15 protein-coding genes are annotated in these 21,371 nt (G+C 62.6%); 6 read left to right on the plus strand and 9 right to left on the minus strand.

The window, feature by feature from the left end; translation table 11 throughout:
• Positions 1-37: 37 nt before the first annotated feature.
• A complete protein-coding gene (locus I3J27_RS08000) occupies positions 38-1,447 on the plus strand; it encodes a mannose-1-phosphate guanylyltransferase/mannose-6-phosphate isomerase (protein WP_270167466.1) in 1,410 nt (469 codons plus the stop codon).
• Positions 1,448-2,328: 881 nt separating this feature from the next.
• Here the strand turns inward: I3J27_RS08000 and I3J27_RS08005 are convergent.
• The 6 genes from I3J27_RS08005 to I3J27_RS08030 all read right to left on the minus strand — a co-directional run bounded on the left by I3J27_RS08005 (position 2,329) and on the right by I3J27_RS08030 (position 10,921).
• A complete protein-coding gene (locus tag I3J27_RS08005; RefSeq protein WP_270167471.1) occupies positions 2,329-3,516 on the minus strand; it encodes an ERF family protein in 1,188 nt (395 codons plus the stop codon).
• Positions 3,500-4,360 carry a YqaJ viral recombinase family protein gene (locus I3J27_RS08010; RefSeq protein ID WP_270167473.1) on the minus strand — a complete coding sequence of 287 codons (861 nt, stop codon included), beginning with the start codon at positions 4,358-4,360 and terminating at the stop codon, positions 3,500-3,502. The genes I3J27_RS08005 and I3J27_RS08010 overlap by 17 nt, the downstream gene beginning before the upstream one ends.
• Positions 4,361-5,118: 758 nt before the next feature.
• Positions 5,119-6,753: a glycoside hydrolase family 26 protein gene (locus tag I3J27_RS08015; protein ID WP_270167475.1), complete on the minus strand. Its 1,635-nt coding sequence runs from the start codon at positions 6,751-6,753 to the stop codon at positions 5,119-5,121.
• A gap of 940 nt (positions 6,754-7,693) precedes the next feature.
• On the minus strand, positions 7,694-9,169 hold the full coding sequence (terL, locus tag I3J27_RS08020; RefSeq protein ID WP_270167477.1) for a phage terminase large subunit: 1,476 nt from the start codon (positions 9,167-9,169) through the stop codon (positions 7,694-7,696).
• 4 nt (positions 9,170-9,173) lie between these two features.
• Positions 9,174-9,554, minus strand: a complete 381-nt coding sequence (locus I3J27_RS08025; protein ID WP_270167483.1) for a DUF5681 domain-containing protein — start codon at positions 9,552-9,554, stop codon at positions 9,174-9,176.
• Positions 9,555-9,559: 5 nt separating this feature from the next.
• A complete protein-coding gene (locus I3J27_RS08030) occupies positions 9,560-10,921 on the minus strand; it encodes a site-specific DNA-methyltransferase (protein ID WP_270167489.1) in 1,362 nt (453 codons plus the stop codon).
• A 1,061-nt stretch (positions 10,922-11,982) separates the two neighbouring features.
• Here I3J27_RS08030 and gmd point away from each other — a divergent pair.
• From gmd to I3J27_RS08050, 4 genes are all read left to right on the plus strand, one after another.
• Positions 11,983-13,053: a GDP-mannose 4,6-dehydratase gene (gene gmd, locus I3J27_RS08035; RefSeq protein ID WP_270167491.1), complete on the plus strand. Its 1,071-nt coding sequence runs from the start codon at positions 11,983-11,985 to the stop codon at positions 13,051-13,053.
• Positions 13,034-13,975 (plus strand): GDP-L-fucose synthase, encoded by a 942-nt coding sequence (gene fcl, locus I3J27_RS08040; protein ID WP_270167493.1) that lies wholly within the window; start codon positions 13,034-13,036, stop codon positions 13,973-13,975. Before gmd ends, fcl begins: the two co-directional genes overlap by 20 nt.
• A gap of 176 nt (positions 13,976-14,151) precedes the next feature.
• On the plus strand, positions 14,152-15,468 hold the full coding sequence (locus I3J27_RS08045) for a UDP-glucose dehydrogenase family protein (RefSeq protein WP_270167496.1): 1,317 nt from the start codon (positions 14,152-14,154) through the stop codon (positions 15,466-15,468).
• 124 nt (positions 15,469-15,592) lie between these two features.
• Positions 15,593-16,477 (plus strand): aldose 1-epimerase family protein, encoded by an 885-nt coding sequence (locus tag I3J27_RS08050; RefSeq protein ID WP_270167498.1) that lies wholly within the window; start codon positions 15,593-15,595, stop codon positions 16,475-16,477.
• 30 nt (positions 16,478-16,507) lie between these two features.
• Here I3J27_RS08050 and I3J27_RS08055 read toward each other — a convergent pair whose 3' ends face one another.
• Together I3J27_RS08055 and I3J27_RS08060 are read right to left on the minus strand one after the other, a co-directional pair.
• Entirely contained in the window at positions 16,508-17,356 is an 849-nt protein-coding gene (locus I3J27_RS08055) for an MBL fold metallo-hydrolase (RefSeq protein ID WP_270167500.1), read from the minus strand.
• A gap of 93 nt (positions 17,357-17,449) precedes the next feature.
• Complete coding sequence (locus I3J27_RS08060; RefSeq protein WP_270167502.1) at positions 17,450-18,607, minus strand: acyltransferase family protein; 1,158 nt, start codon at positions 18,605-18,607, stop codon at positions 17,450-17,452.
• A gap of 292 nt (positions 18,608-18,899) precedes the next feature.
• On the opposite strand from I3J27_RS08060, the gene I3J27_RS08065 reads away from it, so the two are divergent.
• A complete protein-coding gene (locus I3J27_RS08065; protein WP_270167504.1) occupies positions 18,900-19,715 on the plus strand; it encodes a response regulator transcription factor in 816 nt (271 codons plus the stop codon).
• Positions 19,716-19,861: 146 nt separating this feature from the next.
• On the opposite strand, the gene I3J27_RS08070 is transcribed toward I3J27_RS08065, so the two are convergent.
• The gene (locus tag I3J27_RS08070) at positions 19,862-20,611 is read right to left on the minus strand and encodes a transglycosylase SLT domain-containing protein (protein WP_270167506.1); all 750 of its coding nucleotides are present in this window, start codon (positions 20,609-20,611) and stop codon (positions 19,862-19,864) included.
• Positions 20,612-21,371 lie beyond the last annotated feature (760 nt).

Raw genomic sequence — 21,371 nt, forward strand, 5'->3', positions numbered from 1 at the left:
AGCAGCATGCTTTGCAATTTCGACAGTTGAGTTGACTATGGAAATGCCCATTATTCCCCTGATCATGTGCGGCGGCGCGGGGACGCGATTGTGGCCAGCTTCGCGCGAGGTGCGACCGAAGCAGTTCCTGCCGCTATTCGGAACGCGCTCCACCTTCCAGGACACGCTGCGCCGCGTCTCCGGTGGGCTGTTCGATCGTCCGATCGTCATCACCAATGCGTCCTATCGCTTCATGGTGCTGGAGCAACTCGCAGAGATCGGCATCGAGGCCGATGTGTTGCTGGAGCCGATGCGGCGTGACTCCGGGCCTGCGATTGCGGCCGGCGCAGCTTTTGCGCAGAACCGCGACAACGATGCGATCGTGCTGGCGCTAGCGGCCGATCACGTCGTGCCCAACGACGCTGCGTTTGTCGCGGCGTGCCGGCAGGGGCTGGTCGCCGCGGGCGAAGGGCGCATCGTCACCTTCGGCGTCAAGCCGGAACGGCCGGCGACCGAATATGGTTACATCAACCCCGGTGAAGCGGTCGCGGGCGAGGTGCGCGCGGTCGCGAAATTCGTTGAGAAGCCGGACGCAATGAAGGCGGCCGACTACGTCAATTCAGGCTATCTCTGGAACAGCGGTAACTTCATGTTTCCTGCAGCCCTGCTGCTCGATGAATATCGCAAGGTCGACGCGGCGAGCGTGGAGGCAGTTTCCAACGCGGTCGCTAACGCCGGCCGCGATCTCGGCTTCGTCACGCTGGAGCCGAAGGCGTTCGCTTCCGCCAATGCGATCTCGATCGACTATGCGGTGATGGAAAAGACCTCGCGCGCCGCAGTCGTTCCGGTGTCCTGCGGCTGGTCCGATGTCGGCTCCTGGCGTGCGGTGTGGGAATTGTCGGAGAAGGATGCGCAAGGCAATGCCGCGCACGGCACCGCTGTGTTCGAAGACTCGCGCAACTGCAACGTCACCACCGACCAGGCGCTGGTCGCGCTCGAAGGCGTCGACGATCTGGTCGTGGTGGCGACTGTGGACGCGGTCCTCGTCTCGCGCCAGAAGGATGCCAACGGCCTGAAGCGCCTGGTGACCAAGCTCAAGACGGTCGCGCCGAAGGTCACCGAGGAGCATCTCAAGGTGCATCGCCCGTGGGGCAGCTATCAGTCGATCGATAACGGGGTGCGCCACCAGGTCAAGCGCATCGTGGTCAAGCCGGGAGGGCGGCTGTCGCTGCAGAAGCACCATCATCGCGCCGAGCACTGGATCGTGGTTCGTGGTGCCGCCCGCGTCACTGTCAACGAGACCGTCAAGACGGTGCACGAGAACGAGTCGATCTACATCCCGATGGGCGCGGTGCACCGGATGGAGAATCCCGGCAAGATCATGCTGGAACTGATCGAGGTCCAGACTGGCAGCTATCTCGGGGAAGATGACATCATCCGGATTGAAGACGACTATCTTCGCTCGTGAGGGGCGCTTGCATGCCAGACTATCCGTCGCGGTATTTGCCGAGGTGTATAGATCGCGTGGGCATTGCTGTCGTTGGTCGCGACAGAGATCTGATCTCAGCGCCGGGCACGCATCGGTCCACCCGCGAGGCCGTAATTCCCGATGTCCCGGACAAAGCAACAATCCGTTTGATTGTGTGGATTGAGCTCTCGAACGAGACGAAGATCTCGCGTGCCTGCACATAGACTTCAGCGATGCGCATCGAAGCCATAGGCCGCAAGGCGGGCATCGATTTCGGTTGCAGCGACAGGTTTCAAAAGCCCTGTGGCGCAACAATCCGTATCGCTCGATCTCCTAGGAAAGTTCAGCGACAGAGTTGGCTGCAGCGCGACGTCGATGTCCGCAGCGCTGCCGGAGCGGCGCGCTTGGTTTGTGCGGCACCGAGCAGGCCTTCGAACAGGACCAAGATCTCGCGCGCCTTGACGTAGACTTCGGTGGTGATGGCGTGTTGATAGAAGCCATAGGCAGCAGGGCGCGCGTCGATTTCACTCGTGCAACTGGATCAATCCGCCAGCTGAGAGTATTTTGCAGCGAGTGGTACTCGGGTCGATCCCGACCATGTCGGTGCGCCGTAGGGCCTCTCAATCGCCTTTTGGCGATAGGTCTCAAGAAGCTTGTGGCGCAACACGCGGTAGCGCTGAATTTCCCGAGACAGTTCGGCGACGTCGATGGTGAGCAGCCTTTCGATCGCCGATCGCGGGGCGAGGTCGGCAAAGGTCGCCGCACCTTGTATTGCTTGAGGCTCGCGCCCGGCGGCAGCAAAGGCGGCGGTGCTAATGCCTCAAAGTCGACCAGCAGCGCGGTTGCGGTGAGCTGGCGCGAGGTAGGGAATGGCCTGTTCATCACGGTGAGGCCTCCGAACTAGGGCGTGTGGGCAGTGCCGCGCTGGCGATACCGGCGTTGGTTGGATCGTGGACGGGACTTGCCGTCCACAGCTCCTGCGCGATGGGCAGGGGCGAGATCTGCAGATTGGCCCACCAAGCGCGCTCGTTGCCTTGCCGGTGAAGCTCGTGGTGATGAGTGCGGCACAGTGGGACCGTGAACTCGTCGCTGACCTTGCGGCCGAGGGCCCTGGGTTGAGCGAATTTCAGATGGTGGGCATCGCACGGGGTTCGCTGGCAGACGAGGCAGGGCTGTTCGCGGACAAACAACAGATGAGCCTTGCTGCGCTTGCGGGGCGGCTCCTTGGGATGGGCGAGCCCCGCCTCGGGTGCGGCTGGCAGAGAGGGCTGCAGCGCGGCCTCGGGGCCCTCGGCTGCTAGCGGAAGCGGTTCTGGCGACACGCCTTGCGGTTGGTCCAAGGTGGGTGCTTGATCGGCCAGATGGGCCGCAGGACCGGCAGCATCCTCGAGCTTGGTCTGATAGACGGCCTCGACGATCCGGGCATCTGGCTCCAGAAGGGTGTTCTTGAGCGGGAGGCTGGCCTTGGCCCAAACCAGTAGATCGTTGCTGGTATCAAGGGCTGCGAGCTGGCGCAACAGCTGCTCCCGAAGCTCAGCGGATTGCGGCGGCTTCAGCACTGGCGCTCGGTTGAGAACGCCCTTGCCGGGCTTGGGTTTGGTATTCAGCGGCGCTTGTGGCTCCGTGTTCGGCGGACCGGCGACCATATCCGGCGCGTCGAGATCGTCCTCGCCGGCAATCCCGACCAGGGCGAACAAGGCATAGCGGCGGGCATAGGTCAGCGCCGCCCCCATGCGGTGCGGCGCCTCGACGTCCTTGGCGGCGCAGACCGGCCAGTCTGAGGAGATCCATTCTCCGGAGGCATGGGCCAGCAAGGTGGTGAGGTGAACGATGCTGGTGGCCGCCTCGATCCGGGTGGTCTGGATGGTGGCGATCTCCTGCTGGCTTAACGTCTTGCGCACGATATCGAGGCCCGCGGCCAGTGAGGCATAGCGGAAGGTCCGATCGTCATCGCGCAGAAACGGCGAGCGGATCATCGCGGTCTGGGTCTTCTCCGGGTTGGTCAGTTCGGCCTGCGCGCGGGCCAATGCGGCCGCGAGGGCGCCGATACGCTCACTGGCTTGGTGCATGGACGCTCTCCATCTCAATCGGACCAAAGCTGATCGCGCCGGATTTCGCGCGTTTGGCGCGAAGGCCGTGGCCGATCGCTTCCTTGGCGTCCTCGGGCATCAGCTTTTTGAGCTCGGCCTTGACGAGTTCGTGCTCGCCATGGGCCACGCGGGTGCGCAAGTAGGTCGCTGCGCAGTCAGCCCATAGATTGGACGAGGTCATGTCGACAACCTTGACGGCGGCCAATCGTGGGCGCGGTGGCTCGATCCCGAACAGGACCGGCGGCTCGCCGTTTTGCACGCAGCGCCAGAATTTCTTTTCTGCCGTGAGCAGCAAGTGCTGATACAGCGGATCGGCATGCACGGTGATCTCGACCCATTTGCCGCCACCGGTGATAATCGACAGCACCGCCGCGCGCGCCGCGATTACCCACATGTTGTGCTGTAGCTGCGCCATATGCTTCTCGGCCGCGGCTTCCTCGGTAAAGGCCCAGGGCAGCATGAACTTGGCCTCGAAGACCGCACCGGTCAGTTCGACGACACCATCGAGGGTTGCCGCCATCCAGCGATGGACGGGATGCCGAACCCGCTTCTGAATGTCGGTGATGGCCTGTCCGGTGCAGTGCTGGTACCAGGTCCGGTTGAGGTCTTCGGTGACGGTGCCGAGCTGCACGATCAGGTTGTGCGCAAAATCTTGCGGGGCGAGCTCGCCGCGTTTTTCGCGCCACAGGCGAATGAGCTCGTCCTGGTCATCGCCCATGATGACGCGCGCGTCCGAGCCGCCGATAAAGGCGCGGCGGTCGTGGGGGTTGAAGGTGAGGATGGGAGGGGGCGCCCCGGCGCCATGGGCTGAAATCGTGGTCATGGGTATCTCCTTGGCTTGGCAACGCGGCTTGCCGCCGCACCACCAAAAGCCCCGCACCTGCGAGGAGAGAGACCGGGGCCAACAGCCAAGGCCCGGTCGACTCAGTAGCGCTCCTTTTGGGTGGGAATGCCAGTCCTTTCTGCGGCAAGATTATTGCTCGTTTCGCCCCGAAAAACCTTAATGTTTCAGGACGTTGGAGCGAGCTTTCCAGGCGCCGCGACGAGCGATAGCCGAGGACCTCGGCCACGGCGTCAATTCGACAAATCGAAGCCAATCGCAGCAACGGCAAGCGCAGTCCGGTGGCACGGCAAAGCCCAGGTCCAGTCGAAACGCTTTGCGCACGGCGCGGCACCGGACGTCTCCAGGGGGGAGCGAATGTGGTTGCAGCGATTGGGACTTGCCTGGGGTGTCAGATCGCGCAGGAATCCGTGACGCACCTCGCGGGTGGTGCCCCGTCTCGGCCCGCGTGCGGCGCCTTGCAGGGCTTGAGCGTTATGAGCGAGCCGCCCCCGGGAAACAGAAGCGGGCGCTTCGATCCTTCCGACGCGAGGGCGGGTGAAGCAGAGAAACCAGACTGGGCTTCATTCGGGAATTTCCGGCTGATGACGGTCATGACGGCAGCGCGCCGCGACCGTCTCGGTGATGCTGTCGGTCTTCATCAACTCGACAAACTGTCGAGATCACCTAGCGCTGACGGTTCTGGACGTTGCTGCCGCACTCAGCTGATCGCACATGGGGTGTCTGGGTGCGGCAGTGGATCAATGCTGCGGTCTGGTCAGAATTGAATCCTGTGCCCAAGTGGCGCTATTCGACCCAACTGACACGATCTGACCGGGATCGACGCGACCAGTGTTACCAGCCAGATGCTGGTTCAGGAGCGCAAAGCCCTGGCTTGCCAGGAGCGCTGCGGTCGAGCCATCTGCATGTGAGGCATCTGCCGCGGTGATCGGTGCTGGTACGGCGTTCGAACCGCCTCTGTCGGCGATCAGCTTCCCGATCTGGCTCAACAAAGCTGAACTCTGGCCTGCCAGCTCCATGCTTGTGTGGGGCCTAAGCGTAGGCATCCCACTATTGGCGATCGAGTCGCCAAACTGGCTCCGCCATTCATGGTCTCGACCTGCGCCGGTCGAAGGATCGGCCACACTAGTCTGCGGCGGTAACGTTGGAATCGGCGTGGCCGCCGGAAGAGTGTTCGCGACGGCAACGACCGGTGCGTGCCACGAATCGGTAGTCACCGGTGCGGATGTGGCCTGGGATGTGGGCGCCGGCGTGGATGTGGGCGGGTCGCCGAAATACTTCGCCCACGCCGCGGCCTCTAGCGGCTTGCGGTCGGCAGAACTGGTGAAACGATATTGTCCACCGGAGTTCGAATCCCAGATGTTCACAAAGCTGACGCGGGCCCCCGATTGATGCAGCGTGTCCGCCAGCCACTTCACGAATGTCGGATTGTCGGTGAGACGCGCGCCATCATGCGTGTTGCCCGCACCGGTTTCGGCAATCGCGAACGGCTTGCCCGTCGATTTGGCGAAATCGATCAACTGCTGAAGCGTGGTCGCATGGCCCACGCTGCCATCGAGCGACCATTGGTTGGCGGCCGGGTAGGTGTAGTAATGTTGAAGGTTGACTGGATCCGACGCCCATTGCTGAACGCTCGAATCGTACACCGGGTGGGACGAGTTGAGGACTTGCCCGCTCTTGTCCCAGTCATAGAGGTGTGTCGGCGAGCCGTAGGGAAAGACATCGCCATAGACGTCGGCGGCGATGATATCGACATACTGGTTCCCAGGGTAAGCAGTCTGGATGACATTGCCGGCGTGGCTGTAGTTGACCACGGTCGGATTCCACGCCACTTGGACGTTCACGCCCTCGGCCTTGCCGGCGGCGTGCAAGACTGTGGAGATGTGCTGGAAGGCCTTGACCCAATCGCCCCGTGTCGCGGCGTCGTTGCCGGCATAGGACGGCATGGTGTCAATATTCATCTCCCAGCCGGGCCGCCAGATCTGTGTCGTGAAGCCATTGTCGGCCCAGGCCTTCACCATGCCTTTCAGAACGAAATCATATTTTCCGGCCGCGAAATCCTTGTAGAACTGATCGGGAGTTCCCGAGCCTGACGCCGTCGAGGTCATCGGCAACCCGATTACCGGGGTAACACTGTTAAGCACAGGCGATTGTGCCATTGAGGCCGCATTCCAGCTCGCCTGACCAACCCAACCCGAGATGGGCAGGCGCTGATCGCCATATTGGTCGAGAAATTGTGGCCTAGTTTTCATTAGGTCCGAAAAGGCGTTGAAGTTTATTTCGAAACTCGCCCCCTCACTCGGATCATAGTAGTTTGGGTTACCGACAAAGACGCCGAGCGGAAACGGCGTTGCACCAGTTGCATTCTGAACCATATTTTTCTGCTGCTCCCCTGCTTAATGTTTTGTCTAAGCGGCGAATGCGGGTTTCTGATGTCGTAGTCGACGTATCTTGGCCGCGACTCCGACACGCATCTGTCACCCCTAATCATCCAACACGATCGCGGCTCCGGCGAAGACGACTTTGCCGATAGTCACCATCGAAACCGGCAGCCTTGAGGCATCCAGCTCGGCGCAGGATCGCAGGCCACGATGACGAGCGCCTGTGAAAAACCCTCTTTGGTTTTTCCCACTCCGGCACTGGATCAGACCAGCGGTCCGATGACCAGTACGATTTGGCTGAGACTATCGACTTGATCGTCGTGCCGGCTGTTGGAGTAGGCAAGAATCTCGCTGCAAACGGGATGAGCCGAAGCTTGCGAAGTTGATGGCAATTAGCTCCAGCCCCGAACGTGAGATCGGATCAGAAACGGCACCCGGCATTGCGCGCGCGAAGTGCGACCTCTGGCGCGTGCGACTGGTCCCAGACGATGTTGGCGCTCTAGGGGATGGCCCGCTCATAGACCTCGCGCTGCGGCTCGCCGGGCTTGATCCCTACGAGCATAGCCTGCTGGCCGCGCAGAAGCGCGCGTTTCGGTCGCTGAAGTCGCGAGGGTAAGATTGCGAAAGCGCACTTGGCCTCGTTCTGGAGAAAAACTCGCCCACATGTCTACCCGTCTGTCTCGGGCTCGATCGTGGTGGCCTGAACCGCAGCGATCTCATGCTTGGTCAGGCATTTACGTACGATCTCAAATCCCCTGGCCAGCGAGGCATAGCGCAGGTGCGTGGCTCCGCACGGAGTGAAGGCGAGGCGATAATGGCTGGCTGTCAGGCCCTCTCGGGGGTCGGCCTGCGCCTTGGCCCGTGCGGCGAACGATGTGCTTACGAATCGAGCTCCCTGGTCTTGGTGCGGATGACATCGGCCAAGCCGCGCGTGCTATCTCAACCAACCAAGGATCTCGGTTGCGGAAGGTGCCCCGAGCCTGGCCTGCGATCCGCTCGATCCATTCGGCGCATTGCCCCAGTCTGCCTCAAAGGTGGTGCGTTGCTCAGCTTGCGTGCGCCAGGTCAGAAATTGAGATAACGCGTCCATCATGTCATCGGTCTTGCCGAACGGAAACGAGACATATTCCAAGAGGAAATCATCCAGCCAGGGCGCCGTTCGGGGCACGACGAGGGAGCCCGCCTGCAGCTTTGCGGTCTCGCCGCTCATGCGCGAGCGCTTGTCTTGGGTCGGCTTGATCCCCAGCAAGCCCTGCAATCCGCGCCGGTCGAGCTCGTGGATCAACGGAGATCCCATGGCGGTATCCTCGATGAGCACGGCACCAGGCCTATGTTTGGACCACTGCTCCAGCATGATTTGGCAAAGCGCGGGGAACTCCACCTTTCCTCGCCAAAGATCGATTAGATAATATTGGTTCCGGTTGCGGACCAGAAATGCCAAGCAGGTCGAGTAGTTGCTGTTCGCCCCTGCCTTCGCGGCCGTGTCACAGGAGAGCACGATTTCGTCCCCAGGCTGACGGCTCGGAAGGATGTCGTACGATCGAAGCCATTCGCGTTTGAGGTCGTTACCTTCATCGGGCGCGGGGTCTTGAAGATATTGTGTTTGGAACACCGCTGACCCCACCTGGCTCCTGGTGTCGTCCAGGGTCTTGAGGGATTCGCGTTTCTGCAGAGGCTGTCCTTCGGCCCAAACGTAGGATCTGTTTTTCAGTTGGATCGTCCTGATCTCTGGCGCAATCGCCGGCAGCGCCAGATGATCCCAGCCGTCCCTTTCGATGAGGTGACCGGTTAGGTCTTGCAGGTGCAGGCGCTGCATCAGAACGATGATGCTACCTTTAGCCTTGTCGTCCAGGCGCGACACCAGCGAGCGATCGAACCACTCGTTGCAGCTCTGGCGCAGCCCATCGGACGCCGCGCCATTTGCATTCAACGGGTCATCAACGATGATTGTGTCGGCGCCAAATCCGGTGAGCGTGCCGCCCACGGACATTGCAAGGCGAGAACCGCCCTCCATTGTTACGAGCTGATCTTCGGTGCTCTTCGCGAGGCGCGTCGGAAATAGGTTACGGTACCAGGACGATTCCATAATTCGTCGGCAGTTGGCCGAGTGTTCGTTCGCCAAAACTTGGGAATAGCTGACGCATATGAACTTGTGAGTGGGATCTTGGCCTAGCCTGAAGGCGGGCCACGCCGCCGAAACGATAAATGATTTCAGTGAGCGGGGCGGCGCGTTGATGATCTGTCTCGTTGCGTGCTCTAAGCTCGTCATCAATTTAAGGGCGATCAATTCGTGAAACCATTCCTGCGAATACGTCTTACTCGGAAACGATTTAGAAAACGCCTTCATAGCGAAGGCAAGAGGGTCCGAGCGGAAGATCGCATCGCGTTCGGGTCTGGTGTAAGTTGGCATTGATTCAATCCTCATGTTCATGTTTGACGTTGCGGCGGAGAAAATCGGCGATGATCTCATGGTCATGGTCGGTCACGATTGCGCTCTCGCCATCGGCACCAGCCTTTGGCTCGAATTTCATGATCATGTTGAAGAGCTGCGTGCAGGCCTTGGTCTCGCCTTTTGCAGCCTGCTCGAACAGCCTCAGGAGCACGAGTTCCTGTCGACTCACAAAGCGCTGCTCGCCGTCCTCGCGAATTTGAACCCGCTTTCGCATCATGCTGGTAAGGTCGGTCTTGAGGTTGCGCGAGCCTTTGGGCCGGCCTTTGGGATTGCCGGATTGCCCCGGCCGAAATCGCCGCGAAACTGGCGGGCGCTTGTATCCCGCATTCTGATCGTCAGTCATGGCTGCTATCCCTTGCGCGTAGGGCCGGGCAGCAAGCGTGGTGCGGCGTAAGACAAGGCGAGTGGTACCGTCTCCCGATCGGCGAAGCTGTGACCCGTCTTGCCGCAGATCGCCGGTTTGCCGGTATAGCCTTGCCAACGGCGTATGATGGCGTCGCAATACAATGGGTCGACCTCCAGAAGAGCGGCGCGGCGGCCGGTCCTTTCTGCGGCAATCACCGTAGTTCCGGATCCCGCAAAAGGGTCCAAAACAAGATCGCCGCGCGAGGTACAGTCCTTGATCACGTCGACAATCAAGGCGACGGGCTTAACCGTCGGGTGCACGGCCAGCAGCTCGTCGCGGTGCCGGCCAAAGCTGTTGATGCCCTGATAGGCCCACAGGTTGCTTCGATTGCGCCCGTGGGCGCCGAGCCCAACGTTGTTGATATGCGGCGCCAGGCCGTTCTTGAATACGTGCACGAATTCGTGCTGGGAACGGTAGAACGAGCCCATGCCGGCATTGGTCTTGGCCCAGACACAGGTGTTCTTGTGCTCGGTGTAAACACCGCGTGCGGCCGTCAGCAGCTCGAACGTGTGCCGCCAATCCATGAAAAAGTAGTGCAGCGAGCCCTCGACGCTGTGTCTAGCGACGAGCGCGGATGCCGTGGTCAGGAACTCAATGAACTGTTGTGGCGCCATTTCGCCGGAGGCCATGGCAAATTCGCGGTGTTTGACGCTGCCGCGGCCCCCAACGTGGCCGATGATAGGGACGTTGTAGGGTGGATCCGCGATCACCGCGCGCGCCTGCTGATCGCCCAACACGGCCTTGTAGGCCTGTTCGTCCAAGGCATCGCCGCAAATGAGTCGATGCCTGCCAAGCCGCCAGACATCGCCTCGCCTGCTAACGGCTGGCCCGGCAAACCCAGGCTCGGGCAAAGTGTCATCCTGTACTGCGACCGGCTGATCCAGAATCGAATCGACCTCTGCTGTGTGAAATCCGATGGCGGCAAAATCAAAATCGAAATTCAGGCCGGTCAGAACCCGCAGATCCTCTCCGAGAACCTCCATGTCCCAGGTGGCATTTTCGGCGATTTTGTTGTCGGCAATGGCGAGCGCCCGCTTTTCGGCTCGCGACAAATGTCCGAGGACGACTGCCGGTATTTCCCTGAACCCGTGCTGTTCGGCCGCGGTGAGAACGGCGTTGCCGAGGAGTACGTTGAGATTTTCGTCGACGACGATAGGTTTAGTGAGTCCAAATGTAACGATGCTCTTGGCAAGCTGACCGATCTGCTCCTGCGAATGCCGGCGGGAATTGCGCGCATTTTTCGTCAGCATCTGCACAGGGAAATATTGGATGCACAGTTTGGGGAAATTTGACCTTTCAGGCATGACTGCTCCGGCTCAAAAACTGGGCTCTCTAAGTACCGGAATATTGGCTCTGTAACAGAAGGCCCTGAGCTCTAGTCGCGGCGACGAGCCCAGACAGGGAACACGTCGCGCAAAGCCGAAAGGCATCGCCTGTCGGGCCTGTGATCAGAGGACCGATCCAGCCACCGAGAGATCACCTTATCAATATCGGGTCGGAAAGCCGGTTGGTTTTCCAACCGACCCGGCGTGCGAGCCCGGAAGCCTGATACAGAACTAGCTTGGATCGGCTCGGGAATTTCAGTCTTGACGTCGAACTCGCCGATGAACTTGCCGTCGTGCCAGCCTCCCATCTGCGCGAAGACCAAGCCAAACCATTCTGCTGGGCGAAATGGCTGACGATCGGTTCAGATCGGTTAGGGCCGCTCCGATGTTGAAATCGACAATGTGTGAGCCAATTTGACGCGAACGGTGTTCCCTCGACGCCGGACTCGCTCCTGATGCCGCGAGTAACCAGGGCGGGTCGAGGTCACTTTCGAGGTGCCCAAGCGAGCGGCTGGTGATGCTGGGCGGCGGCCACAATGTTTCCGGCCGTTCTTGCGCTTCGCCCTTGTCGTCGCTCGAAGCGTGCGTCTGCACCTCAGCCGGCGTCGGTCCAAATTCCAATGCCTCCCGTGCCCAAACGTTGTCACAATGGGTTTCCGAGGCGCCTTGGCGTGTCCTGTTTCGGACCGGCACAGTCCCTGTTTACACCGGGAATTTCCCTGTTCCGGTCTTGACGCTTCGCCGTCGAAATGCTTCGGGATTTCAAGGCCGTTTGGGCATTTTTTCCGTGCGGCCGCGGCACCGCTGTTGGCGTTTCCCGGTAGAAATCCCTGTTAGCAGGCAATTTGGGTCGGAGCCCATTTGAAGCCTGGTCCGTCTGGGCCTGCTCTCACCGTACTTCCTGTCCGGGGTTGACCCAAACAGCCGATATGTCTCAGAAAGGCTGCCTGCACACGGCTGTGTCGCCGCCGTGCTTCCCCGAACCGGTAAATCCAGGCCGTGTGTTCGCCGGATCTCTCATTGGAATGTGAGGCTAGGCCATGGCTGAGCGGATCGCTCTCATCACCGGCGTGACCGGCCAGGACGGCGCCTATCTCGCCGAACACCTGCTGTCGCTGGGCTATGTCGTGCACGGCATCAAGCGGCGCTCGTCCTCGTTCAACACCGCGCGGGTCGATCATCTCTACCAGGACCCGCATGTCGGCAACGTGCCGTTCCTGATGCATTACGGCGACATGACGGATTCGACCAATCTGATCCGCCTGGTGCAGCAGATCCGGCCGACCGAGATCTACAATCTCGCCGCCCAGAGCCACGTCGCCGTCAGCTTCGAGAGCCCGGAATACACCGCCAATGCCGACGCGATCGGCGTGCTGCGTCTTTTGGAGGCGATCCGCATCCTCGGCATGGAGAAGCGGACGCGATTCTACCAGGCCTCGACCTCCGAGCTGTATGGGCTCGTGCAGGAGATCCCGCAGAAGGAGACGACGCCGTTCTATCCGCGCTCGCCCTACGGCGTCGCCAAGCTCTACGGCTACTGGATCACGGTGAACTACCGCGAAGCCTACGGCATGTTCGCGGCCAACGGCATCCTGTTCAACCACGAGAGCCCGATCCGCGGCGAGACTTTTGTGACCCGCAAGATCACCCGCAGCGTGTCGCGGATCGAGGTCGGGCTCGAGGAGACGCTCTATCTCGGCAATCTCGAAGCCAAGCGCGACTGGGGCCATGCGCGCGACTATGTCGAGGGCATGCACCTGATCCTCCAGGCCGACAAGCCCGACGACTTCGTGCTCGCCACCGGCGAGACGCGCTCGGTGCGCGAGATGGTCGAGCTGTCGTTCGCACATGTCGGCCGCCGCATCGCTTGGCGCGGCAAGGGCGTCGAGGAGACCGGCATCGACGAGGCGAGCGGCAAGACATTGGTGAAGATCGATCCGACTTATTTTCGCCCGACCGAGGTCGATCTCCTCATAGGCGACGCCGGCAAGGCGCGCGAAGTGCTCGGCTGGAAGCCGAAGCGGAGCTTTGCGGAGCTGGTCGCGGAGATGATGGCGAGTGATCTCGCCGAGGCAAAGCGGGACGCTGGCCGTGGCCAACGCAGCGTTTGAGCTGAAGGGCAGAAGCGTCTACGTCGCCGGCCATCGTGGCATGGTCGGCAGCGCGCTCGTGCGCCGGCTCGAACGGGAGGAGGTCAGGCTCGTCACCGTCGACCGGCGCGAGGTCGATCTCTGCAACCAGGCCGCCGTGTTCGACTGGTTCGCGAGAACGCGGCCGCAGGTGATCTTCCTCGCTGCCGCCAAGGTCGGCGGCATCGTCGCCAACGACACGCTGCGCGCCGAGTTCATCTACGACAACATCGCGATCGCCGCGAACGTGATCCAGGCCGCGCATCAGAACGGTGCCGAGAAGCTGATGTTCCTGGGCTCGTCCTGCATCTATCCGAAACTGGCGCCGCAGCCGCTGCGCGAGGACTCGGTCTTGACCGGCCCGCTGGAGCCGACCAACGAGCCTTATGCCATTGCAAAAATCGCCGGCATCAAGATGGCGGAAGCCTATCGCAGCCAGTATGGCAGCGACTTCATCAGCGTGATGCCGACCAATCTCTACGGCCCCGGCGACAATTATCACCCTGAATTGAGCCACGTCGTCGCCGCGCTGATCCGGCGCTTCCACGAGGCGAAGGTCGCGGGCGCGAAGAGCGTCGTCGTATGGGGCACCGGCACGCCGCGGCGCGAGTTCCTTTATGTCGACGACATGGCGGATGCCTGCGTGCACCTGATGAAGACCTATTCCGGTTCGGATCTGATCAACATCGGCACCGGCGAAGACATCACCATCGCCGGGTTCGCGCACATTGTCGCCGAGATCGTCGGCTACAGCGGCGAGATCAGCTTCGACGCCTCGCGGCCCGACGGCACGCCGCGCAAGCTGCTCGATGTCAGCCGTCTCGCCAAGCTCGGCTGGCGCGCGACGACGTCGCTTCACGATGGCTTGAGGCGCGCATACGCGGCGTATCTGTCGCATATGTAGAATGCAACGAATGCATGTCGCGTATTTCAGGCGTTGTCCGCAACGCCTGTCACGCGGAGCGGCTAAGGTTTATTCAGTTCGCGCAGCAACCTGCCCTAATGTTGGGCGCGCGGCCGGATAGAGAAATGGTCTAGGGTGTTCAGTGGAACATCCGTCTTCAACGGAAAGAGTTTTTCATGCGAATCGCGATGATCGGAACGGGCTATGTGGGACTGGTGTCCGGAGCCTGTTTCGCGGATTTCGGCCACGACGTCACCTGCGTCGACAAGGACGAGAGGAAGATCGCAGCGCTCCATCGCGGCGAGATCCCGATCTACGAGCCGGGCCTCGACGAGCTGGTGGCGGCCAATGTGAAGGCCAGGCGGCTCGGCTTCACCACCGATTTGTCGAAGCCGGTCGCTGACGCCGATGCCGTGTTCATCGCGGTCGGCACGCCGTCGCGCCGCGGTGATGGCCACGCCGATCTCTCCTATGTCTACGCCGCCGCGAAAGAGATCGCGCAGTCGCTGTCCGGCTTCACCGTCGTGGTGACCAAGTCGACCGTTCCGGTCGGCACCGGCGACGAGGTCGAGCGCATCATCCGCGAGACCAATCCCAAGGCCGACGTCGTCGTCGCCTCGAACCCGGAATTCCTGCGCGAGGGCGCGGCGATCCGCGACTTCAAATTCCCCGACCGCGTCGTGGTCGGCACCTCCGACGAGCGCGGCCGCAAGGTGATGGGCGACATCTATCGCCCGCTGTCGCTGAACCAGGCGCCGCTGATGTTCACCGCGCGCCGTACCGCCGAGATGATCAAATACGCCGCGAACGCGTTCCTCGCGACCAAGATCACCTTCATCAACGAGATCGCCGACCTGTCCGAGAAGGCCGGCGCCAACGTGCAGGAGGTCGCACGCGGCATTGGCCTCGACAACCGCATCGGCACCAAGTTCCTGCATGCCGGTCCCGGCTTCGGCGGCTCGTGCTTTCCGAAGGACACCAAGGCGCTGATCAAGATCGCGCAGGACTATGACGTCTCCTTGCGCATCGTCGAGTCGGTGCTGGCGGTCAACGAGAACCGCAAGCGCGCGATGGCGCGGAAAGTGAGCCATGTGCTCGGCGGCAATCTGCGCGGCAAGACCATCGCCGTGCTCGGTCTCACCTTCAAGCCCGACACCGACGACATGCGCGATGCGCCGTCGATCCCGCTCGTTACCGGCCTGATCGACATGGGCGCGAAGGTCAAGGCCTTCGACCCCGTCGGCATGGAGCAGGCGAAGAGTGAGCTGCCGAACATCACCTATTGCGAGGACGCCTATTCCTGCGCTGACGGAGCCGATGCGCTCGTCGTCGTGACCGAATGGGCGCAGTTCCGTGGGCTCGATCTCGACCGGCTGAAGGCGACCATGGCCCAGCCCGTCGTGGTCGATCTCCGCAACATCTTCAGTCCGCAGGACATGGCTGCCGCCGGCTTCACCTACGAGAGCGTCGGTCGCCCGCCTGCGCAGGGCTGATAGATCCAGCCGAGTTGGTTTTCGCCCGCCTCATCCCGAGGCGGGCGAAATATTTTCTGATGCGATATGATCCGGTCGCACGAGGTGGCCGAGCCTTGGCCCGGCTGCCGCTATGGAGACGGTCATGACCGACGACACGCACACGATCCGCAGCAGCACGCTCACCGCGACCATCAAGGCGCAAGGCGCCGAGCTGTGCTCTCTGAAGGACGGCGACGGCACCGAGTTCATCTGGCAGGCGGGCCCGGCCTGGCCGCGCCATGCGCCGCTGCTGTTTCCAATCGTCGGGCGTCTCGCCAATGACGAATTGCGGCACCGGGGCAAGACGTGCCGGATGACCCAGCACGGCTTTGCGCGCGACAGCCGCTTTGCATGGGGGACGCGTGAAGAGAGCCGCTGCACCCTGGTGCTCGATGACAGCGAGACGACGCGCGCGCTCTATCCGTTCGCGTTCCGGCTGACGGCCGGCTATGCGCTCGATGAATCCGGTCTCGATCTGACGCTCACCATCGCCAACACCGGCACGGAGACGTTGCCGGCTTCGCTCGGCGGCCATCCCGCCTTCAACTGGCCGCTTCAGCCGGGCAAGGTGAAAGAGAGCTACGCGCTGACTTTCGCGAGCCCGGAATCATCTCCCGTGCGCCGTCTCGACGGCGGCCTGCTCCGCGCGGAAACGGAGCCAAATCCCGTCGAGGGCACAGTGTTGCCCCTGTCCGAATCCCTCTTCGCCGACGACGCCATCATCTTCGACCGCATCGAAAGCAAGTCGGTCCGCTATGCCGCCAGGCAGGGCGCCGGACCTTGGCTAAAGATGTCATGGCGTGGCTTTCGTGAGCTCGGTGTCTGGTCGAAACCGTCGGGCGCGCCTTTCCTCTGCATCGAGCCGTGGCGCGGCTATGCCAGTCCCGCCGGCTTCGACGGCGAGTTCAGCGACAAGCCGGGCCTGATGCACATCGCGCCGGGTGCGGAAGAGCAGTTGTCGTACCGGGTCGAGGTCGGATCGTCCTGAGCCCCGCCGCCCCTCGCGGACCCATGGCTGTCAGACCTCGATCCGCGTGAGGTCCTCGCCGAGCACGACAGGACCTGAATAGTCCCGGCGGACGTCCGCGAGCAGCGCGTTCAGCATGGTATCATCGGTGCGGGGACGGTGATGGGTCAGCGCGAGCTTCTTGACGCCGGCCTTGGCCGCGACCTTGCCGACGGTGTCGCCGCAGGCGATCGTGAACTTCGCAAGCCGCCGCAAGTGCTCGTTGTTGATTTCCGGCGTCGCGAGGAAGCAGCATTGGACCAGCAGGTCGGCCCCCTCGGCCAGCCGCTCGAGACCGGGGCAGGGGACCGTGTCGCCGGAAATCGCAATGACCTTGCCCTCGGCCTCGAAGCGGTAGCCGAGGCACATCCAGCGCGCGAGGAATGCCGGCGACATGTCGAGGCCGTCGCCATGCGAGACGAGCTCGGCGCTGATCTTCCAGCGGCCGGTGTCGAGAACGGGCCCGGGCACGATGTCGGTGGCGACCACCGGTTTCCAGCCGCCGAAGGTCGGCTCGCCCTGATCGCGCCAGGCGATGTCCTTGTCGTAGACCTGCGTGACCAGCGTGTTGACGAGCCGTTCGGTGTCGGGCGGCCCGTAGATGCGTAAGTCGTCCTTGCGCCCGGACATCCATGAATTCAGCATCACATCGTAGAGGTCGCCGATGTGGTCGAAATGATGATGGGTGAGAAAGACCGTGTTGATGGCGCCGAGTGGCACGCCGGCCTTGCTGAGCTGCACCATGACGCCGCGGCCTGCGTCGAACAGGATATTCTCCTCGCCGAGCCTGATCAGCGTGGTCGTTGCCATGCGGCGCGGGTCCGGGCGCGGGCCGCCGGTGCCGAGCAGTATGACCTCCATTGCCTACTCCAGCGTGCTGATTCCGGCACGTAGAGTAGATTCGAAGGCGGAAGCGGGGCAAGCCGTATCGGGCCGAGGGACGGAGCAGGGCGTTCAGTGCATGCCGGCCGCAGTGGCGGCGATGGCCGGCCGGATGGTTGAGCGGTCCGATCCCGCCGATGTCAGGCGATGCGCGAGGTCCTGCGCTTGCCGCTCGACCAGGTGCCAGGTCGCGCGCGCGACGAGATAGCTGAGCGCGGCGGTGACGACATAGGCGATCAGCAGCGAGACCAGTCCGTCCGCTAGTGGCCAGATCTGGCGCAGACCAAAGATCACCGCGAAGTGCGACAGATACATCGAATAGGAGTTGCGGCCGAGCGCCTCGATCGGCTGCGCGCGGATCGCAAGCCGAATGCAGCCGGCCACGCCCGCGCCGAGCACGAGGTTGATCATCAGATAGTTGAATTCATGCGAGCCGGTCGCGCGGTCGGCGACGAAGGACAGCGCGATGAAGACGGCGAAGATCGCGGCGTCGGACTTGGCAAAGCCGTCGCGCAGCGAGAAGAACAGCGCGCATCCGACGAGGAAGACCGGCAGCTGGTTCAGGAAGCTGATGTGCAGCGCATTCCAGACGAAGGCCTCGTGGCCGGGCCCGTAATAGGCGGAGAACGCCGCGAAAGCCCACGGCTTGAACAGGCAGGCATTGGCGAGATGCAGCACGATCGCGAGCGCGAGGTAGAGATGGCGGCGCGATCCGAACGCGGTGATCAGAAGTGGGAAGACAAGATAGAAGGTCACCTCCGCGGCGATCGACCAGTCGCCGGGCACGACGCTGTTGACGCTGTCGGGCCAGAAGCCGTGCAGGAACGTCGCCGTCAGGATCACCTGGAGCGGCCCGATGCCGTTGGGCGCGTTGTAGCTGGGACCGGTGCCGTTGATGACGAGATAGACCGGGATTGCGACCCAGAACAGCGGCGCGATGCGCAGGAAGCGGCGGGTGTAGAATTTGCGCGTCGGATTGGTCTCGGTGCGCTGTGTCCACATCAGGCACATCGTCATGGCGCTGACGAAGTAGAACACGTTGACGCCGGTCCAGCCGCACATGAAGGCGTAGTCGACGGCGTGGATAGTCGATGGAAAGGATTGTGAGACGTGGATCGCCATCACGCCGACGATGGCGAGACCGCGCAGCAAGTCGAGCGTGTGCGAGCGGCCGAACGGCCTCGTACCCTGCTCGGATCCTCCGGCAGCCAGCCGGGCCTGCCCCTGCATCACGCCTGCTCCTGATGTCGTAGCTGCGGGGACCATAGAGGCCCGGCCGGCCTTTCCGAAGCCGAACGCATTCTTTACGTTAACCAGTAGTTGAGTCCGGCGCCGAATGTGCGGGATCGGGCGGTGCTGAGGCGGCCCCCGGCGCTGGCGCGAGCCATGGCGGAATGATGATGCGCGCGATGAGAATTGTGGGCCAATTCATACTTAATACGTCAAGACCATGACCAATATTGTTTGGGAAGCACAACACGCCTAGTATTCCGGCAGGCGATTTCGGGGGCTCGAATAAGTCGTGAATGCTCGTTCACAGGACGGCGCGCTGTGCCACGACTTGAATTTTCAAGCCGGCGCGCAAGCACACAGGATATCCAACAACGTGGCTGACTCCGCACGTCAGGAATTGCGTCCCGCCGGCCGCGAGCGGCTGATCGTCGTCGAGGACGATCCGGTGACGCGGACCATGCTGGTCGGCTATTTCAGCGAGAACAATTTTGACGTGGTCGGCGCCGGCTCCTGCGCGGAATGCCGCCAGGCGCTGCGCGCGCGTACCGATCTCGCCTTCCTCGACGTCCAGTTGCCGGATGGCGACGGCTTCGAGCTCGCCAAGGAGATCCAGGCGACCAGCAATGTGGGCATCATCTTCGTGACCCGCCGCGATACCGACGTCGATCGCATCCTCGGCCTCGAGATCGCCGGCGACCATTACGTCACCAAGCCGATCAATTTGCGCGACCTGCTCGCGCGCGCGCGCAGCGTGCTGCGGCGCCGCTCGCTCGACCGCAAGGCGGCGCGCAACCACAATTCGATCGCGTTCGGCGACTGGATCATCGACCTGACGCGGCGCGAGCTGCTCGGCAGCGACGGCAAGCCGGTGGCACTGACGCGCGCCGAGTTCGACCTGCTCGCGGCGCTGGTCGGCGCCGACGGCCGGCCGCTCAGCCGCGACTATCTGATCGAGGTCGTCAGCAACCGCCAGGCCGAGGTCGACATCCGCACCGTCGATGCGCTGGTGGCGCGGCTGCGCCGCAAGCTCGTCGGCAGCGGCACGCCCGTGATCGCGACCGTCACCGGCGTCGGCTACAAGCTCGCGCTCAGCGAGCGGCTCTAAAGCCTGATCCGGACCCGAAGGGCCGCGTTAGCGCAAAGCGCGAAGCGGTTTTCCGAAAGGATCATGCTCAAACAATGGCCTAAAGCGCGATGATGATTCATTCCAATCTCGTCGCGCTTTAGTGGCGCACGCCGGCTGCATCGCCGTCAGCGCGATGCGACGCGTTTCCATCGCGCTTCGATGCGAGCTTTGATAGCGCCGATCTTGGCTTCGTGAGCGGCCCAATAAGCGCGGCTCGCCGCCGTTGTTCCCTGACGATAGCGGGCATAGACGGTTTTGGGCTGCAGCGGCGTTTTGGCGACACGCGCCGTTCTTGCCGGCACGGCTGCAGCGGCGGGCGTTGCCGCCAGGTCTGGCTCTGGCGCTGGAGGCGACGCCGCTTCGACGGCTGGCGGCGACGATCCCATGGCGAGCAGGCGATTGCGGGCTCGATTGCAATAGATCTGGGACCGCGGCGTCATGATGTCCTCGCCATGGCCTGCCCGATACTTCATCAATGCACGGCAGAGATCGCGCCCCGCCAAATGCCATGCACGGCTGAGATAGATGACGCCGTAGTGGATATTGGTCTCCGACACGGCGAGCTCTGCGTCGCTCCCCCGGAAGCCCAGCATCTTCGCGGTTTCGGGGCGCACCTGCATGAGGCCGACCTCGCCGGCGCTGCCGATGACAGCCGGGTTGTATCCGCTTTCAACGAAGACGACGGCTTCGGCGATGTCGGCAGGCAGATTGGTGCCCTTCGTTTCCTGCTCGATGATGGCCCGGATCGCCGCGCGCGACGTCGGGGTCTCGCCGGCACCGGAGTCTCGGACGTTGCGGGCAATTGCCGCAGTCGTGCTGATATCCGGTGAAACATCGTCGCTGGCGCGACCGCTGGTCGCAGCCAGTGAAAGCATGATGACGGCAGCGCGTCCCCACGCTGCGGAGGAATGTAGATGTGCCCGGCGCCTTGGCATGAGGCAGGCAGTACACCTCCAGTGTTAATAAACTGAGGCATTCCGGTCGCTCCATGTCTTTGCGGCCCGAAGGTGAGCTCTGGCGTCAGTCCCGGAACGGCCAACCAGCTGCGTGGTTATCTCTGCAATCACCAGGGAGAGCCGACATGCGTCCGTTGAAATTTGCCGTCATACTACTTGCGTCGTTGACGACTTCCGCCGGCGTCTATGCGCAAGGCGCGGGAGGTGGAGGAGGCGCTGGAGGCGCCGGTGCCGGGAGCAGTGGAGCCGCCGCAGGTGCTGGCGCTGCCTCGGGTAGCGCGGGCTCGTCGGCCGGAACCGGGGCCGGGCCGGCGGGAACGAGCGCGACCGGTCACACGGCGACCGGCACGAACGGGACCGGCACGAGCGGGACCAGCACGAACGCAACGCCACCTTCGGCGACCCCCAATCAGACGCAGAACTATTTCAATCCCAGTGGCGGTGCCTCCGGTCGCAACGCGACCAGCACGACGAACAAGACCGGCACGACGAACAATCAGGCAGCGCCTAATTCCGCGGGGACGACCACCGGCCAGGCTCAACAGAACTCGGGAGCAGGTCACGCTGCGAATGGCCTTCCTGTCGGTTCGCCCGGGTCGGGGCTCGGCTCGCCTGAACAGCCAATCGGTTCCGGGCGGTAGAAGACACCTCGGAGAAGCGTCCATCGGCCGGAGCATCG

The organism is Bradyrhizobium xenonodulans (assembly GCF_027594865.1).
Classification (GTDB): Bacteria; Pseudomonadota; Alphaproteobacteria; order Rhizobiales; family Xanthobacteraceae; genus Bradyrhizobium; species Bradyrhizobium xenonodulans.

Excerpts from the sequence above, each read along its gene's own strand:
- I3J27_RS08005 (WP_270167471.1), bottom strand. The coding sequence starts at position 3,516 with ATGCACCAAGCCAGTGAGCGTATCGGCGCCCTCGCGGCCGCATTGGCC.
- I3J27_RS08025 (WP_270167483.1), bottom strand. The coding sequence starts at position 9,554 with ATGACTGACGATCAGAATGCGGGATACAAGCGCCCGCCAGTTTCGCGG.
- gmd (WP_270167491.1), top strand. The coding sequence starts at position 11,983 with ATGGCTGAGCGGATCGCTCTCATCACCGGCGTGACCGGCCAGGACGGC.
- I3J27_RS08045 (WP_270167496.1), top strand. The coding sequence starts at position 14,152 with ATGCGAATCGCGATGATCGGAACGGGCTATGTGGGACTGGTGTCCGGA.
- I3J27_RS08010 (WP_270167473.1), bottom strand. The coding sequence starts at position 4,360 with ATGACCACGATTTCAGCCCATGGCGCCGGGGCGCCCCCTCCCATCCTC.
- I3J27_RS08070 (WP_270167506.1), bottom strand. The coding sequence starts at position 20,611 with ATGCTTTCACTGGCTGCGACCAGCGGTCGCGCCAGCGACGATGTTTCA.
- I3J27_RS08055 (WP_270167500.1), bottom strand. The coding sequence starts at position 17,356 with ATGGAGGTCATACTGCTCGGCACCGGCGGCCCGCGCCCGGACCCGCGC.
- I3J27_RS08050 (WP_270167498.1), top strand. The coding sequence starts at position 15,593 with ATGACCGACGACACGCACACGATCCGCAGCAGCACGCTCACCGCGACC.
- I3J27_RS08030 (WP_270167489.1), bottom strand. The coding sequence starts at position 10,921 with ATGCCTGAAAGGTCAAATTTCCCCAAACTGTGCATCCAATATTTCCCT.
- I3J27_RS08000 (WP_270167466.1), top strand. The coding sequence starts at position 38 with ATGGAAATGCCCATTATTCCCCTGATCATGTGCGGCGGCGCGGGGACG.
- I3J27_RS08015 (WP_270167475.1), bottom strand. The coding sequence starts at position 6,753 with ATGGTTCAGAATGCAACTGGTGCAACGCCGTTTCCGCTCGGCGTCTTT.
- I3J27_RS08060 (WP_270167502.1), bottom strand. The coding sequence starts at position 18,607 with ATGCAGGGGCAGGCCCGGCTGGCTGCCGGAGGATCCGAGCAGGGTACG.
- terL (WP_270167477.1), bottom strand. The coding sequence starts at position 9,169 with ATGCCAACTTACACCAGACCCGAACGCGATGCGATCTTCCGCTCGGAC.